The sequence below is a fragment of the Limosilactobacillus sp. genome, from assembly GCF_041859915.1.
Classification (GTDB): domain Bacteria; phylum Bacillota; class Bacilli; order Lactobacillales; family Lactobacillaceae; genus Limosilactobacillus.
The window spans coordinates 1-16,014 of sequence record NZ_JBFLGB010000004.1 but is presented as its reverse complement, the minus strand read 5'-3'; the positions used below and the strand labels follow the sequence as shown (position 1 = coordinate 16,014).

Below are 16,014 nucleotides of genomic sequence, written 5' to 3'. Positions count from 1 at the left end.
ATTCACTGCCCTTTATTTATTAGTTGATGTTTGCCAGAAAGGATAGGTTGCAACTGACATTGTTAGGTCCATAAATTGATTGCCCATCTCTTCACCATCAACTTGACCAAATTCTAGCGAGGTGGTCGTACAATGAAATTGGTGCCCGTGATAATGCTTTGCAAAGCGTGAATCAGCTAGTTTCCCTCGGGCAAATTGAATTAATTGCCAGAAAGTTACGAGCCAATTCTTACGTTCGGCAACCACCAGGTCTAACGCTGGTTCTTTAATGGTAGCGGTGGGCGCAATTCGAAAGCCCCCACCAATATAAGGGTGATTAGTAACGATTGCAATATACGCCTTGCTAAAGAATTCTCGTTCGTGGTCTCCTTGAGCCATAAGGGTAAAGGGAGCTTGATCGTAGAGAACACCAAGAGCTTGTGAGGCATAAGCAAAGTGACCAATTCGGTGGTGCCGATTTAGTTTCTTCTTGGCTTTGGAGAAATTGGTACGACTGACAATTGCGGCATCAAAGCCGATTCCGACATTATTGAGAAAATAATGATCTTGATTCTTGATGGCATCACGATAATGTCCAATGTTAATCACTTGTGGATGATCGGTCGCGAGAATTTGCTGAAGAGCTTTCACTGGATCCAAGATGATCCCGTAAGCACGTGCAAAATCATTGCCAGTACCTGCAGGAATATAAGCTAAGGGTAGGCGTGATGTTTGATGTTTTTTAGCAGTTTTAAGCAGACCGTTAAGGACCTCATGAAGGGTGCCGTCTCCACCCATAGCGATGACGACGGTATTAGTAGGTTGTGATTTTTCGGCGAGCTTAGTGGCAAAGTAAGTGGCCTGACCAGCTCGTTTGGTGAAACGGTAGTCATAGTCAATTTGTGCTTGATCAAGGGCTTGGTGTACTGCTGGCCAAGCTGATTTAGCATAGCCATTACCTGCTATTGGGTTAATGATAATTGAATAGTGCATCGTATGCTTCCTTTTATCCATCTTGATAAGCGAAAGGGGTTGTGACAAATATTGCTTTGTCACAACCCCCTAACCAACATTATTCTTGATTATCAAATGTTGTGATCTTAAAGTTAGGATTTTGCTTTTCGTAAGCGAGGGCCTTGTCATCTAACTGTTCAACATATTCAATAGTGTAATCCGTATTATGTTCGACCATTAGTAATGCTTCGGCTTCAGAATCAGCTTCTAGATATAATGAATGGGTGTTTTCACGGACAGGACGTTTGGTTTTGTCCGGTTGATAGTATACCTTGAAAGTCATACTGTTTAAAACTCCTTATTTCCAAATTTGAATTACTCTATTCATTCTAACACAACTAATCAACGCTGTCTTGGAATTCTTCAGCATGGTATGATTAAGGCAAGAATTATCACAAATGGGGTGGAAAATATGCGAATTTTTTGGATCTGCTTGGTGGCGGTAGTAATTGTAATTGCCCCATACGTAGCAATTCATCGAGTTTTAATTAATCATGCTACGATCATGTTACGTAATCAAGCCCAGCAGACAACTGATGGTGCGGTTAATGCAGGCTTACAAAAACTTCTTAAGTGGAATCGAACCCTTTCTTCACAATTAGTGGCAGATGTTTGGGGCAAAGGGGTGATGGCCTTTGAGTACCATTTTAATTACCGTCAGTTGATTGATAAGGGACAAGCATTTACAAAGGCTCAATTACAAAAGCAACTTGCTGACTATGCTCAAACACAAGGATTAAAAGCTGTGAAAACGGGTCAACCAGTTTTTAAAGTTACTGATTGGTGGGTTTACGAAGGAATCTTACATATTGACGTTGCTTACCTATTAAATGAGTCAACGGTGGAATATGTTAATGATTTGCGACGTTTAAGTCGACATAGTAAATAGTTAAGAGCCGGTAAGAATTCTTACCGGCTCTTAACTATTAAGTGCTAATTAATCATGATGGTACCTTCAGGAGCTTTGAATGGATTCTGTTTATTGATATGGTCATAGAATAACATTCCATGTAGGTGGTCGATCTCATGTTGACAAACGATCGCTGGGTAACCCTTTAACCGTACCTGGTGTTTCTGACCATTAACGTCTTGGTAGCGAAGCGTGATTCTGTCATGGCGTGGAACGTAACCAGGAACGTCCTTATCAACGGATAGGCAGCCTTCACCTTCAGTTAATGCTGCGTATTGAACGGATTCGCTAACGATAACCGGATTGATGATAACATCCTTAAAAAGTGGCTTATTGTTCTGATGATCATCATCTTCTTCTAAAGGTGGAACCAATACGGCAGCCATTTGTTCAGATACATCCACCTGAGGAGCGGCGAGGCCAACTCCCGCACGTAACTTATATTTTTTGCAAAGTTCAGGATCCTGACTCACTTCTAGGTATTTCATCATATTTTTTGCTAGGTCTTGATCTTCTTTTGAGAGGGGGAACTTAACCTTAGCCGCACGTTTCCGTAGGACGGGATTGCCGTCACGGGTAATATCCTTCATTAAGTACAAGAATATTCGCCTCCAAATTTTACTCTATCCTATTAATGTTATCATATTGAGATTAAATAGCTAATAAAATTTGTACTTTTCGTAAAAAAGATACGAGAATCTTTAAAATAACTCTTTCACAAGCACTTTTTAGTCAAAAAATAGGTGAAAAGTCTATGAAAGCGCTTGTTTTATGGCAAAAAGGGACTATACTAGAAAATGTAAGTAGGCAATCGCTTACATGATGTTAATTGGATTTGGAAAGGGATGTTTTATAATGGCCAAAGCTGTTGACTTTGCAAAGATTAAGGCCGAGGAAGGCGCTGCATATGCAAAGCCTGTTCAAATTCTTGATAATGATGGAAACGTTGTTAACAAGGATTTAATGGCTAATTTTACTGATGACCAAGTAGTAGACTTAATGAAGAAAATGGTTTGGGAACGTGCATTGCATGAACAAACCATGGCCTTCTCACAACAAGGTCGGTTAGGCTTCTACGCACCAACCTGGGGCGAGGAAGCTTCTGAAATGGGAACGGCATCAGCATTTAAGAAGCAAGACTTCCTTTGCCCTGCTTACCGTGACTTACCACAATTAATTCAACACGGTGCTACTGTTGCTCAAATGTATCTCTGGTCTAAGGGTCACCTAAAGGGCAACCTGTTTGAAGCACGGGCACTTCGTCCACAGATTATCATTGGTGCTCAGATGGTTGAAATGGCCGGCGCTGCTCTTGGTATTAAGAAGAACGGTGAAAAAGACACTGTTGCTTATGCCTACACCGGTGAAGGTGGTTCTTCACAGGGTGATACTTATGAAGGTATGAACTTTGCTGGAGCCTTCCAGTCACCTGCTGTATTTATTATCCAGAACAATGGTTGGGCTATTTCTTACCCACGGAAGTTACAAACTAAGGCACAAACTATTGCTCAAAAGGGTGTTGCTGCTGGTATCCCAGGCGTTCAAGTTGATGGGATGGATGTACTGGCTTGTCACGAAGTTGCTAAGGAAGCCCGTGACTTTGCCGCTGCTGGCAATGGCCCAGTTCTGATTGAAACCTTAACTTACCGGTTTGGTGCCCACAGTTCTGCTGGTGACGATCCTAGTCGGTATCGTACTAAGGCCGAAGAAAAGCCTTGGTTCGACAAGGACCCTCTGATTCGTGTACGGAAGTACTTAACTAAGAAGGGTCTCTGGTCTGAAGACGAAGAGAAGAAGTACTCCGATCAATGCAAGGAAGACTTCAAGAAGGCTATCAAGGAAGCCGACTCAGTTGAACCTGAAAAGGTATCTGACATGTTGAAGCGGACCTTCGAAGTACCAACTCCAGATATTAAGGAACAAATCAAAGAGTACGAAGCAAAGGAGTCGAAGTAATCATGGCTAAAAAGACATATATCAAAGCTATTACTGAAGGTATCGACATTGCTTTGGATGAAGATCCAAAGACGCTGGTCTTCGGTGAAGATGTTGGTAAGAACGGTGGTGTCTTCCGTGCCACCAATGGCTTACAAAAGAAGTATGGTAAGGACCGTGTATTCAGTACTCCATTAGCTGAATCAGGAATCCTAGGAATGTCAATTGGTTTAGCTGCTACTGGCTGGCGTCCAGTTCCGGAAATTCAGTTCATGGGCTTCACTTTTGAAGCAATTGACTCTATTGCTGGACAGATGTCACGTGTACGTTTCCAATACAATGGTACTAAGAATATGCCAATTACCATTCGGACTCCTTATGGTGGTGGTACGCACACTGCTGAACTTCACGGGGATGACCTCGAAAACTTCTTCGTTGGTATCCCAGGTCTGCGGGTAGTTACCCCAAGTACTGCATATGATGCCAAGGGACTAGTAATTTCTGCTATTGAAAACAATGACCCAGTTCTGTTCCTTGAAAACCTTCGTCTCTACCGTTCTGTTAAGGGCGAAGTTCCTGACAAGAAGTACACTGTTCCGTTGGACAAGGCTAAGGTTGTTCGTGAAGGGAACGATGTTACTCTAATTGCTTATGGTGGCATGGTTCCAGAAGCTGTTAAGGCTGCTAAGAAGTTAGCTAAGGACAATATTTCAGCTGAAGTTATTGACCTTCGTTCACTTTACCCACTTGACACTGACACTATCTTTGAATCTGTTAAGAAGACCCACCACGTTGTAGTTATTCAGGAATCTCAAAAGATGGCCGGTGTTGGTGCCCAGGTTGCTTCTGCAATTTCTGAAGGTGCTATCATGTACTTGGATGCTCCAATCTCCCGGGTTGCTGCACCTAACTCCGTCTACCCATTCCCAATGGCTGAAGACGTATGGCTTCCACGGGCCAAGGAAGTTGAAGAAGCAGCTCGTCAAGTAGTTAACTATTAATCACGGCTTTGGCTACTGATTAATTAGAAAGGAAGTTAAATTAATATGGCTTACAAATTCAGACTACCTGAAATGGGTGAAGGCCTTACTGAAGGTGACGTTGCTTCATTCCTGGTTAAGGAAGGCGACAAGATTAAGGCTGATGATCCATTAGTAGAAATTCAGACTGATAAGTCAACCACCCAATTGGTATCACCAGTTGACGGGACCATTACTAAACTAGACGTTAAGGAAGATGATCACGTTGAAAAGGGTGACGACCTGGTTGAAATTGATGATGGTAAAGATGGTGTAAGCACCAACGTTGAAGCTGAAGAAAGCGATGAAGACGAGGACGAAGATGAAGAATCATCTGAAGAAGAATCTGCAGCTCCTAGTGAAGCACCAGCTAAGCCAGCCGCACCTGCTAAGGGTGGGGTAGCACCACTGGCACAACCAAATAAATTAGTAATGGCAATGCCATCAGTTCGTCAATATGCTCGTGATAAGGGTGTTGACATTACTTTGGTACAACCAAGTGGTAATCATGGCCAGGTATTGAAGGAAGATATTGATAACTTCAATGCTGCCGCTGCTGCTCCAGCTGCCGGTGCTGCTGCTCCAGCTGCTGCTAAGGGTAACACCATTAAGCCGTACACTGGTGCTGGTGAAGATGCTGAAACCCGTGAACCATTGTCTAACATGCGGAAGATTATTGCTAAGGGTATGCGTGACTCCGTTGATATTAGTCCAATGGTTACGGTCTTCGCTAATGCTGAAGTATCCAAGATTATGGCTAACCGGAAGAAGTACAAGCCGGTAGCTGCCGATCAAGGTATTCACTTGACCTTCTTGCCTTATGTTGTAAAGGCTGTTATTGCCATGATGAAGAAGTATCCAGAATTCAATTCTTCAATTGATGACAGTACTCAGGAATTAGTTCAGAAGCACTACTACAACATTGGTATTGCTACAAGCACTGATCATGGTCTGTACAACCCGAACATTAAGAATGCTGACTCCAAGAGTATGTTTGAAATTGCTAAGGAGATTTCTGACAATGCTCAGGCCGCTGAAGACAACAAGTTGAGTCCAGAAAGCATGGCCCATGGCTGCATTACCATTTCTAACATTGGTTCTATGCGTGGTGGTTTCTTCACACCAATTATTAACCAACCAGAAGTTGCTATTCTTGGTATGGGTACCATTGCTACTGAACCAATTGTTAATGACGAAGGCGAAATCGTGGTTGGTCACAACATGAAGCTGTCTCTGACTGTTGACCACCGTCTGATTGATGGTGCTTTAGCTACTGAAGCTTTGAACTACCTGAAGAAGCTTCTTGAAGATCCTGATTTGTTAATGATGGAGGGCTAATAAGTATGGCTGACGTTGAAAAGAAAGATACAGTTATTGTTGGTGGTGGCCCAGGTGGTTACGTTGCTGCCATTCGGGCTTCCGAACTAGGTCAAAAGGTTACCTTGATTGAAAAGGGTGATCCTGGCCTGGGTGGTGTCTGCCTGAACATTGGTTGTGTTCCATCAAAGGCTTTAATTGCTGCTGGTCACCGTTTTCAAGAAACATTGGATTCTAGTACCTATGGTGTTTCTAAGACGAAGGCAACGATCGACTTTAAGAAGACCCAAGACTGGAAACAGAAGAAGGTCGTTGACCGAATGACCCGTGGGGTTAAGATGCTCCTCAGAAAGCACAAGGTTGAAATCATTGATGGTGTTGCCATGATGGATAATGATCATCAACTTCGTGTTTTGAAGGCTGGCCCTAAGCAATTTATGGACTTTGATGGTGGCAAGAAGATCACTTGGAACAATTTGATCTTGGCTACTGGTTCTCGTCCAGTAGAAATTCCTAACTTCAAGTTTGAAGGACGGGTAATTGATTCTACTGGTGGTTTGAACCTGCCAGAAATTCCAAAAGAGTTCGTTGTTATTGGCGGTGGCTACATTGGAACTGAATTAGCTGGTGCCTATGCTGATCTTGGATCACACGTTACCATTATTGAAGGTACGGACACTATCCTTGGTGGCTTTGATAAAGACATGGTAAAGGTAGTTGTTAAGAACCTGAAGAAGAAGGGAATTGACATTATTACCGGAGCTATGGCTAAGAGTTCAACCCAGGATGATTCAAGTGTAACCGTTACCTATGAAGTTGATGGTAAGGAACACAGCATTAAGGCTGACTACTGCATGGTTTCTGTTGGTCGGAAACCAAATACCGATAACTTTGGCTTGGATATGACAAGTGTCAAACTTGATAAGCATGGCAAGGTTATTGTTGATAAGCAGGGTAAGACCAATGTTGATCACATTTATGCCGTTGGTGACATGGTTCCTGGCCCAGCATTGGCTCACAAGGCATTCTTTGAAGGTAAGACTGCCGCTGGAGCGATTGCCGGTAAGAACACTGCTAATGACTGGGTAGGAGTACCTGCTGTCTGCTTCGCTGATCCTGAACTAGCTCAAGTTGGAATGACTGCCAGTGATGCGAAGGATAAGGGTATTGAAGTTGCAACCGCACAATTCCCATTTGCTGGGAATGCTCGTGCCGTATCACTGGATCAACCAGAAGGCTTTGTTCGTTTCATTTACACTAAGAAGGAAAAGAACATTGTTGGAGCTCAAGTTGTTGGTCCAGAAGCAAGTACCTTAGCTGGTGAATTATCCTTAATTGTCAACTGTGGTATGAATGTTGAAGATGTTTCCTTGACGATTCATCCACACCCGACGCTTTGTGAACCAGTTCAAGAAGCCGCGGATGTTGCAATGGGTCTGCCAACCCACATCTAATTAAGTCACATCTTAATCAAATCCAAAGTGCGTTGCTAGAAATAGCAACGCATTTTGAATTTTAAAATTAATTTAGGTAATTATCAGAGTAGAATTGTTATAATGGAATCAGAATGATAAAGGTGGACTAAAAATGCAAAGCAAAAGTTATTCTTATCCATTAAACCCTGCTTGGTCAACTACCGAGATAGAGACAGTAGTTGCAATGTTACGAGCAGTAGAAGATGCCTATGAGGTCGGAATTAATCGTCAAGTGCTACTGAGACGTTACCGAGCTTTTAAGAAAATTGTGAATTCAAAGGCGGAAGAAAAACAAATTGGTCGGGAATTCGAGAAAGAATCAGGCTATGTTTTATATCGAGTAGTTAAAGCAGCTCAGGAAACTTCTGCAAAGAAAATTAAGATGGCTGGCGAATAATGTGTTAGAAGAAATTGATCATCAAGTGCAAACTTTATTACGACGTGTCAATCAATCAACCCTTCAACGGATGAGTGGTCATTATCGGGTAGCTACTAAGACTAGTTACAATGACTTGGTAACGACCATTGACCGGCAAAATGAACAAACAATTAATCATGACTTGCGTCGAATTGACCCTAACGCACAGATTTTAAGTGAGGAAGGCATTGGTGATGACCAGGTCACCAGTTTGCGTGGTCATGTTTGGATTGTTGATCCGCTTGATGGAACCCTTAATTTTGTTAAACAACATGACCATTTTGGCATTATGTTAGCATTGTACATTGACGGACAGCCAACACTGGGTTACATTATGGATTCAATTAATAATGATCTCTACCATGGTGGTAATCAGTGGGGAGTCTTTAAAAATGATACTCGTTTGACATCACCGGCTGACTTAGGTCTTCATGCCAGCTTGGTGGCGATCAGCAGCCCATTAATTTTGCGCAATGTTGCTCGGTTACCATTAGTAGCACAACATGCTAGTGGTTTACGGATGTACGGTAGTGCAGCGATGGAAATGACTAGTGTCTTGACTGGTGAGCTAGGTGCTTATATTTCTTACTTAAGGCCTTGGGACTTGGCACCCGGTCGAGTTTTGGCGGAAGAATTAGGCCTGGTTGTCAAATCAATTGACGGTGATAGAATAGATGTGTTATCATCTAATCTTGTATTAGTAGCAACGAAGAGGGTTGCCCAGGATATTCTTCGGTTAACCAAGTAGTTGTTGAGGCTGTGGCGGCTTTGTCACAGTTTTTTTATGAAATCAATCTCAAACCAGTGTATACTAGTGAAGATGAATAGATTGAAACGAAAGGAAGAATTACGCATTGAAATCTCGTGATGATATTCGTAATATTGCGATTATTGCCCATGTTGACCACGGTAAGACCACTTTGGTTAACGAAATGCTGAAGCAATCTGACACCCTGCCAGAGCACTTCCACATTCAAGACCGGGCAATGGATACGAACGCAATTGAACGTGAACGTGGAATCACTATCTTGTCTAAGAACACGGCCGTTAAATATGGTAAGTATCAAATTAATATTTTGGATACTCCAGGTCACGCCGACTTTGGTGGTGAAGTAGAACGGGTTATGAAGATGGTTGATGGGGTTTTGTTAGTTGTTGATGCCTTTGAAGGTACCATGCCCCAGACTCGGTTCGTTCTGAAGAAGGCCTTAGAGCAGCACCTAACACCAATTGTAGTTATCAACAAGGTTGACCGAAAAGGTGCCCGTCCGGAAGAAGTCGTTGATGAAGTTCTGGACCTCTTTATCGAATTAGGTGCTGATGAAGATCAACTGGACTTCCCAGTAATTTATACTTCTGCCATGAATGGGACTTCTAGTTATGACTCAGACATTTCAACACAGAAGCATACCATGAAGCCGCTTTTTGACACAATTATTAAGACTATTCCGGCACCGGTTGATAATTCTGATGAGCCGTTACAATTCCAAGTTGCCATTTTGGACTATAACGACTTTGTTGGCCGGATTGGAATTGGCCGGGTCTTCCGTGGAAAAATCAAAGTTGGTGACAAGGTTACCCTGATTAAGCTGGACGGTACTAAGAAGAACTTCCGGGTTACCAAGCTCTTTGGTTTCTTTGGCCTGAAACGACTGGAAATTAAGGAAGCCGAAGCTGGTGATTTGATTGCTGTTTCTGGGATGGAAGATATTAATGTCGGTGAAACGGTAACCGACCCACAACATCCTGATGCATTAAAGCCACTGCGAATTGATCCACCGACGTTGCGGATGACGTTCCGAACCAATGATTCACCATTTGCCGGCCGGGAAGGTAAATTTGTGACTGCTCGGCAATTGGAGACTCGTCTGAAGCGTGAAACCGAAACCGACGTGTCATTGCGGGTTGATGATACTGATGATCCAGGTGCCTGGACCGTTTCCGGTCGTGGTGAACTGCACTTATCTGTTCTAATTGAAACCTTGCGGCGTGAAGGTTATGAATTAGCTGTTTCTCGTCCAGAAGTTATTTATCGTGAAATTAACGGGACCATGTGTGAACCATTTGAAGAGGTCCAGATTGATACTCCTGATGAGTATACAGGAGCAGTGATCGATAGCCTTTCTAAACGGAAGGGTGAAATGCAGAACATGGAACCTTCTAAGAATGGTGAGACGCGTTTAATCTTCTTAGCACCATCACGAGGCCTGATCGGTTACTCAACCGAATTCATGACAATGACCCGTGGTTATGGCATCTTGAACCACACCTTCAAGAAATATGCGCCAGTGATCAAGAATTGGAACCCTGGTCGGCAAAAGGGTGCCCTGGTTTCCATGAACGCCGGTAAAGCTACTACCTATGCCATGATGGGAATTGAGAGTCGTGGTAAACTTCTGATTGATCCAGGAACGGAAGTTTACGAAGGAATGATTGTTGGTGAAAACAGCCGTGAAAATGATATTACGGTAAATATCACTAAAGGAAAGAACCTGACTAACGTTCGTGCGGCTGGTTCTGATGAAATGGCTCACATTAAGACACCAACTCACCTTTCCCTTGAAGAGTCACTCGAATTCTTAAATGAAGATGAGTATTGTGAAATTACCCCTGAAAATATTCGTCTTCGTAAGCAAATTTTGAACACGAATGCTCGTGAAAAGGCAACTAAGCGTCGTCGTGCTGCTTCACGTAAGTAAAGAAGACACTAAAGATTTAGTTAAAACCCGAAAAGCCTATTAAGCTTTTCGGGTTTTTGTGTTTTCTAATGCTATAATAAATGGGATAATTTATTTTGAGCAGGTGTGCTTAGTGAAAAGAGTAAAATTAAAGCAACCACATTTTAATTGGTTATTAATCAAACAGAATTTTCATTCCTGGGACTATTATTTAATGGTTCCCTACCTCTTATTGTGTATAATTGGGATCATCATGGTTTATTCATCTAGCGCCGGAATTGAAATGCAGAATGGGGGGACTCCCCAATCTTATCTGATCAAACAAACAATTTATGTGATTATCGGTGTAATTATCATGGTGTTTTTTGCTAATTATCCATTGGCCCATTACCGACGACGCCGTTTTTTAGAATATTCGACAGTTATTATGGGAGCACTTTTGTTAGCCGTACTGATAATTGGCCACGCTGTTAATGGTGCGAAGGGGTGGATTAATCTAGGACCAATTAATATTCAACCCGCAGAATTTTGTAAACTTTACTTTATCCTTTACTTAGCAGATCGAATGGCTCGTGTTCGTCAACATGGTCGACACTTTTTGGAAACAAAGTCATCAATTGGGCCCTTGTTAATGGCAGCTTTCTTTCTCTTACTGATTTTAATTCAACCGGATACAGGTGGGGGAATCATTAATCTTGCTATTATTAGCGTTATGATTTTAGCGTGTGATATTCGCTGGGCTTTTGGTGTTTCATTGATCATTGGCTTTCCCCTAGTTGCTTATATTGGCCTTCAGCAGGCGGTTGTTAATGGTTGGCTACATGGTGGCTACCGGGCTCAGCGTTTTATTGCCTTTATGAATCCCTTTGGTAATGCTAGTGGCTCTGGTAGCCAGTTGGTTAATTCTTACTATGCCATTAGTAACGGTGGTATTTTTGGGGTAGGACTTGGCAACAGTGTCCAGAAGATGGGTTATCTTCCAGAACCTAACACTGATTTTATCATGGCGATTACCAGTGAAGAACTCGGCTTGGTAGGTGTTTCAGTTATTCTAATTTTACTGTTAATTTTAATTTGTCGAATAATCCAATTAGGAATTCGCAGTAATTCGTTATATGTGACCTTAATCTGCTATGGAGCAGCCACCTTTTTTAGCGTGGAAACGTTTTTTAATATTGGTGGGGTATTGGGCCTTTTACCGATTACTGGTGTGACCTTTCCCTTCATTTCGTACGGTGGTTCTAGTATGTTAGTTCTTTCTGCTACGGTGGGTATTATCATGAACATTAGTGTTCAACAAAATAAGCAACGTTTAGAAATGGCTAGTCCGTTTTTATCAAGGAAATAAGGATATGATTTTATGTTTAAATTAACAGCACGGCGGGCCCTGGTGGTTTATATCGATGGCAATCGTGTTGTAAAGACATTGCGTCATTTTGGAATAGTGCGTTACGTTTCACGGCGGATGCATTACGTGATTCTCTACGTTAACCAAGACCAGATTAAACAATTGAAAGGTAAGATTAATCGTCTACGAGCAGTTCGTTCGGTTGAAGAATCCTACCGGCCTGACTTGGATCCGACGTTAACGGATCTTGAAATGACAGGTTTATATAAACTACATGATGAGGATGATTAGAAATGAGAGTAGTAGCAGGTAATTTTCGGGGGCGAAAGTTAACCGCAGTTCCTGGAATGGCAACCCGGCCAACAACTGATAAGGTCAAGGAAGCACTTTTTAATATTATCGGTCCCTACTTTAATGGTGGTCAAAGCTTGGACCTCTTTGCCGGTAGTGGGGGATTAAGCATTGAAGGTGTCTCTCGGGGCATTGCAAGAGCAACCTTAGTTGACCGTCAATACCAGGCCATTAAGACGATTAAGCGTAACATCGCTGTGACTAAACAACCGGCTAAATTTACTGTTTACAAGATGGATGCCAGAAAGGCACTGCGTATGTTGGGCAAACAGGGGGAAAGGTTTGACCTAGTTTATCTGGATCCCCCTTATGCCAAGCAACAAATTCTAAAAAATCTTGCTAAAATGGTGGATTTAGATCTCTTAAATGATGGAGCAATTATTGTCGCCGAGACAAATCAAGCGGCTAAATTACCAATAACGGATTTACCACATTTTACCTTTATCCGACGACAAACTTATGGTATTACGGTCTTAACAATCTATCGCTTTCGAAAGGAGTAGTTATTAATGAAAGTAGCAGTATTTCCGGGAAGTTTTGATCCTTTGACGTTAGGACACCTTGACTTAATTAAGCGGGGAAGCGCCCTGTTTGATCAATTAGCGGTGGCAGTAATGACTAATACTAGTAAAAAGCCACTTTTTTCTGTTGAAGAGCGGGTAGCTCAGATTAAAGAAGCCGTTTCCGGCCTTGATAATGTCTCCGTAATTACCGCCACTGGTTTGACGGTCAATTTAATGAACCGTATCGGTGCTGATTATCTAATGCGTGGATTACGTAATAATACCGATTTTCAATATGAACGTGATATTGCGGCAATGAATAATTTCTTGGATGATCAATGCGAGACGGTTTTCTTTCTTGCTAAACCAGAGTATCAGCACTTGTCATCCAGCTTATTGAAAGAAGTTACACAGAATGGTGGGGACATTTCTGCTTATCTGCCGGCAAATATTAATGTAGCATTGAAGAAACGGTTGGAAGAACGACAACTAATGCGGGTAAAGGAACACAATGAAAAGACAAGATAATAGAATATTACGGTGGATTGCGGTCATCCTTGGGATCGTCCTTTTCTTGGGGTGGTTCTTATTATGGCCGCTTAATTCATACATTGAGGGCCCAGGGAATGCCACTAATTTGCGCTCCTTTGTTCGGGTTAAGGGTCATCCCGATCCTGGTAAAGGGAGCTTTATGATCACTTCGGTTGCTTTGCAGCAAGCGCGACCGGCTACCTATTTAATGGCCAAGGCGGTCCCTTATCTTTCAATTGAGAATGCGGAAGATGTTACCGGTGGGCAGAACGGTCCAACTTTTGATCGGGTTCAACATTTCTATATGCAAAGCTCGATTAATGAAGCCATTGCGGTTGCCTGCCAGGCAGCTCACCAGAAAGTAATGAAAAAGTATTTAGGAATTTATGTATTGCAAGTACAACCCAATTCTAAGTTTAAACATGCTATTCGTGTTGGTGATACCATTACGAAGGTTAACGGACACCACTATAACACAGCTCAGGGTTATCAAAGGTATATTGGTAAACAGAAGGTCGGCTCTCCACTAAGGGTGACTTATGAACGTGCTGGCCGCCAACGAAATACGACGCACCGGTTAGTTAAGTTAACTAGTACTCGTTCAGGGATCGGGATTATTTTGACTAATAATATGAAGGTCAAAACTAAAGTTCCCATTAAGGTTGATCCTGGGCAATTAGGTGGACCGTCTGGTGGCCTGATGTTTACCTTACAAATTTATGAACAGCTTAGCGGTCACGATCTCCAGCGGGGACGTAAAATCGCTGGCACGGGAACCATTGATGCTGATGGCAACGTTGGCGAAATTGGTGGAATCGATAAGAAAGTTATTGCTGCTCATCGGGCAGGGGCAACCATTTTCTTAGCTCCGTATGTTAAGCCAAGTAAGCTCTTGCTTAAGTATGAGGAGGGTCACCAAACAAATTACCAGTTGGCCCGCAGAACCGCTAAACGATATGCACCGGGGATGAAGGTTGTCCCGGTAACTTCATTTCGGCAAGCAGTTCACTACCTTCAAAAACATTAACAATTATTATAAGTTAAGGCGGAAAAGGATTCTTACTCACTTTGTTCTTTTCCGCCTTTGATTATTTTAAAGTAGTAATTAAATCTTTAATTTTCATTAAAAAAACGTTATTTACCGTATTTATTATATGGGAGGGGGAAGTTAATGGAACGCTTACGTGAACTTTGGGATAATTATCGCTATCAGATATTAATCTTGTTATTCTTGCTCATGGTGGTAGTCGGCTGGTATTTAAAGGGCTCATCAGCACCGTCGTCATCGTCGACCCCCGTTAGTTTCACCAGTAGTAGTCAACCCTTGACTGCTAGTCAATCAACAATATCAACCGCCTCAGGACGAGTTTGTGTTGACGTGAAGGGTGCCGTTAAGCATCCAGGTGTTTATAAATTACGGGGTGGATCACGTGTTGATGAGGCCATTACAGCTGCCGGAGGAGTTTTACCAGCAGCGGATATGAAGCAGGTTAATCGTGCTAAGCAGTTGACCGATCAGCAAGTTGTCTATATTCCACGACCTGGGGAGTCGGTTCCCGCGGCGGCCGGTGGCACAGCTAGTGACGCAACCGCCACGTCATCAAGTGCTCAGCCAGTTATTAATTTAAATACCGCTACTAAGGATCAGCTTTGCCAAATCACGGGAATTGGTGATAAAAAAGCTGATTTAATTCTTCAATACCGACAGGAACATGGTCAATTTAAAGCAGTTGATGATTTGAAACAGGTCAGTGGCTTTGGCGACAAGAGTGTTGACAAGATCCGGGATCAGTTAGCCGTCTAGTTTTTTGGTTTAGGTGAATTATTTGCTATACTAGAATTCAAATAAAGGAGTTGATACAAGATGGTAAAGAAAAGAATTGATTGGGATCAATATTTTATGATTCAAGCGGCATTATTGGCTTCACGAAGTACTTGTAATCGCTTATCAGTCGGTGCAGTTTTGGTACGGGATAAACGGATCATTGCTGGTGGCTATAATGGTTCAGTATCTGGTGACGATCATTGTACTGATGTTGGTTGTTATTTACGGGGTGGTCATTGTGTTCGGACGATCCACGCGGAAATGAATGCAATTCTCCAATGTGCTAAGTTTGGTATCTCGACGGATGGGGCAAGTTTGTATGTGACCGATTTTCCGTGTCTTCAATGCACCAAAAGTTTGCTCCAAGCCGGTATTCGAGAAATTAATTATATTCGTAACTACCATAATGATGACTATGCAATGAAATTAATTCACCTTAAAAATGTTCACCTGCACCAAATTAAATTAGACGATAACATCCTAGATGAGGTTCACTTAGGCCAATACATCCGGCCTGAGCATCAGAACTGATTCGCCATTATTGGATTTTTCCGGCACTAGTAGCGGGATTAGCAACAGTTGCAATGTTGCGACCATGTAGCTGGTTTTGGATCTTGGGGCCGCCGCAGGCGCCGTGGCGTCTCGGGAAGCCGGCGATAGAACGCGACGGGCGAAGCCATCACAGGTGAACTCCAGGTACTAGTGGAAAGC

Annotated in this window: 18 protein-coding genes; 15 read left to right on the top strand and 3 right to left on the bottom strand. The window is 42.6% G+C overall.

Annotation, left to right across the window (positions count from 1 at the left end; translation table 11 throughout):
* Positions 1–12: 12 nt before the first annotated feature.
* Both ACEYV4_RS01360 and ACEYV4_RS01355 read right to left on the bottom strand, forming a co-directional pair.
* Entirely contained in the window at positions 13–972 is a 960-nt protein-coding gene (locus ACEYV4_RS01360) for a diacylglycerol kinase family protein (protein ID WP_373841689.1), read from the bottom strand.
* A gap of 79 nt (positions 973–1,051) precedes the next feature.
* Entirely contained in the window at positions 1,052–1,276 is a 225-nt protein-coding gene (locus ACEYV4_RS01355; protein ID WP_373841647.1) for a DNA-directed RNA polymerase subunit epsilon, read from the bottom strand.
* Positions 1,277–1,405: 129 nt separating this feature from the next.
* Between ACEYV4_RS01355 and ACEYV4_RS01350 the strand changes: the two genes are divergently transcribed.
* Positions 1,406–1,882, top strand: a complete 477-nt coding sequence (locus ACEYV4_RS01350) for a hypothetical protein (protein WP_373841646.1) — start codon at positions 1,406–1,408, stop codon at positions 1,880–1,882.
* Positions 1,883–1,926: 44 nt separating this feature from the next.
* Here the strand turns inward: ACEYV4_RS01350 and def are convergent, their stop codons facing one another.
* Entirely contained in the window at positions 1,927–2,502 is a 576-nt protein-coding gene (def, locus tag ACEYV4_RS01345) for a peptide deformylase (protein ID WP_373841645.1), read from the bottom strand.
* Between the two features lie 256 nt (positions 2,503–2,758).
* Here def and pdhA point away from each other — a divergent pair, with 256 nt between their 5' ends.
* The 14 genes from pdhA to ACEYV4_RS01275 all read left to right on the top strand — a co-directional run bounded on the left by pdhA (position 2,759) and on the right by ACEYV4_RS01275 (position 15,834).
* Positions 2,759–3,859 carry a pyruvate dehydrogenase (acetyl-transferring) E1 component subunit alpha gene (gene pdhA, locus ACEYV4_RS01340; RefSeq protein WP_373841644.1) on the top strand — a complete coding sequence of 367 codons (1,101 nt, stop codon included), beginning with the start codon at positions 2,759–2,761 and terminating at the stop codon, positions 3,857–3,859.
* Between the two features lie 2 nt (positions 3,860–3,861).
* Positions 3,862–4,839 carry an alpha-ketoacid dehydrogenase subunit beta gene (locus ACEYV4_RS01335; protein ID WP_373841643.1) on the top strand — a complete coding sequence of 326 codons (978 nt, stop codon included), beginning with the start codon at positions 3,862–3,864 and terminating at the stop codon, positions 4,837–4,839.
* 45 nt (positions 4,840–4,884) lie between these two features.
* The gene (locus tag ACEYV4_RS01330) at positions 4,885–6,195 is read left to right on the top strand and encodes a 2-oxo acid dehydrogenase subunit E2 (protein ID WP_373841642.1); all 1,311 of its coding nucleotides are present in this window, start codon (positions 4,885–4,887) and stop codon (positions 6,193–6,195) included.
* A 5-nt stretch (positions 6,196–6,200) separates the two neighbouring features.
* Positions 6,201–7,628 carry a dihydrolipoyl dehydrogenase gene (lpdA, locus tag ACEYV4_RS01325; RefSeq protein WP_373841641.1) on the top strand — a complete coding sequence of 476 codons (1,428 nt, stop codon included), beginning with the start codon at positions 6,201–6,203 and terminating at the stop codon, positions 7,626–7,628.
* Between the two features lie 133 nt (positions 7,629–7,761).
* Positions 7,762–8,046 (top strand): UPF0223 family protein, encoded by a 285-nt coding sequence (locus ACEYV4_RS01320; protein ID WP_373841640.1) that lies wholly within the window; start codon positions 7,762–7,764, stop codon positions 8,044–8,046.
* 1 nt (position 8,047) lies between these two features.
* Positions 8,048–8,815 (top strand): inositol monophosphatase family protein, encoded by a 768-nt coding sequence (locus tag ACEYV4_RS01315; protein WP_373841639.1) that lies wholly within the window; start codon positions 8,048–8,050, stop codon positions 8,813–8,815.
* A gap of 106 nt (positions 8,816–8,921) precedes the next feature.
* Positions 8,922–10,766 (top strand): translational GTPase TypA, encoded by a 1,845-nt coding sequence (typA, locus tag ACEYV4_RS01310; RefSeq protein WP_373841638.1) that lies wholly within the window; start codon positions 8,922–8,924, stop codon positions 10,764–10,766.
* Positions 10,767–10,959: 193 nt separating this feature from the next.
* Complete coding sequence (locus ACEYV4_RS01305; RefSeq protein WP_373841688.1) at positions 10,960–12,093, top strand: FtsW/RodA/SpoVE family cell cycle protein; 1,134 nt, start codon at positions 10,960–10,962, stop codon at positions 12,091–12,093.
* Positions 12,094–12,105: 12 nt separating this feature from the next.
* On the top strand, positions 12,106–12,384 hold the full coding sequence (locus ACEYV4_RS01300) for a YlbG family protein (protein ID WP_373841637.1): 279 nt from the start codon (positions 12,106–12,108) through the stop codon (positions 12,382–12,384).
* 2 nt (positions 12,385–12,386) lie between these two features.
* On the top strand, positions 12,387–12,947 hold the full coding sequence (gene rsmD / locus ACEYV4_RS01295) for a 16S rRNA (guanine(966)-N(2))-methyltransferase RsmD (protein WP_373841636.1): 561 nt from the start codon (positions 12,387–12,389) through the stop codon (positions 12,945–12,947).
* Positions 12,948–12,953: 6 nt separating this feature from the next.
* Positions 12,954–13,475 carry a pantetheine-phosphate adenylyltransferase gene (gene coaD, locus ACEYV4_RS01290; protein WP_373841635.1) on the top strand — a complete coding sequence of 174 codons (522 nt, stop codon included), beginning with the start codon at positions 12,954–12,956 and terminating at the stop codon, positions 13,473–13,475.
* Positions 13,459–14,505, top strand: a complete 1,047-nt coding sequence (locus ACEYV4_RS01285) for a SepM family pheromone-processing serine protease (protein ID WP_373841634.1) — start codon at positions 13,459–13,461, stop codon at positions 14,503–14,505. Before coaD ends, ACEYV4_RS01285 begins: the two co-directional genes overlap by 17 nt.
* Before the next feature lie 144 nt (positions 14,506–14,649).
* Positions 14,650–15,282 carry a helix-hairpin-helix domain-containing protein gene (locus tag ACEYV4_RS01280; protein WP_373841633.1) on the top strand — a complete coding sequence of 211 codons (633 nt, stop codon included), beginning with the start codon at positions 14,650–14,652 and terminating at the stop codon, positions 15,280–15,282.
* Between the two features lie 60 nt (positions 15,283–15,342).
* Positions 15,343–15,834 (top strand): ComE operon protein 2, encoded by a 492-nt coding sequence (locus tag ACEYV4_RS01275; RefSeq protein WP_373841632.1) that lies wholly within the window; start codon positions 15,343–15,345, stop codon positions 15,832–15,834.
* Positions 15,835–16,014: the final 180 nt, after the last annotated feature.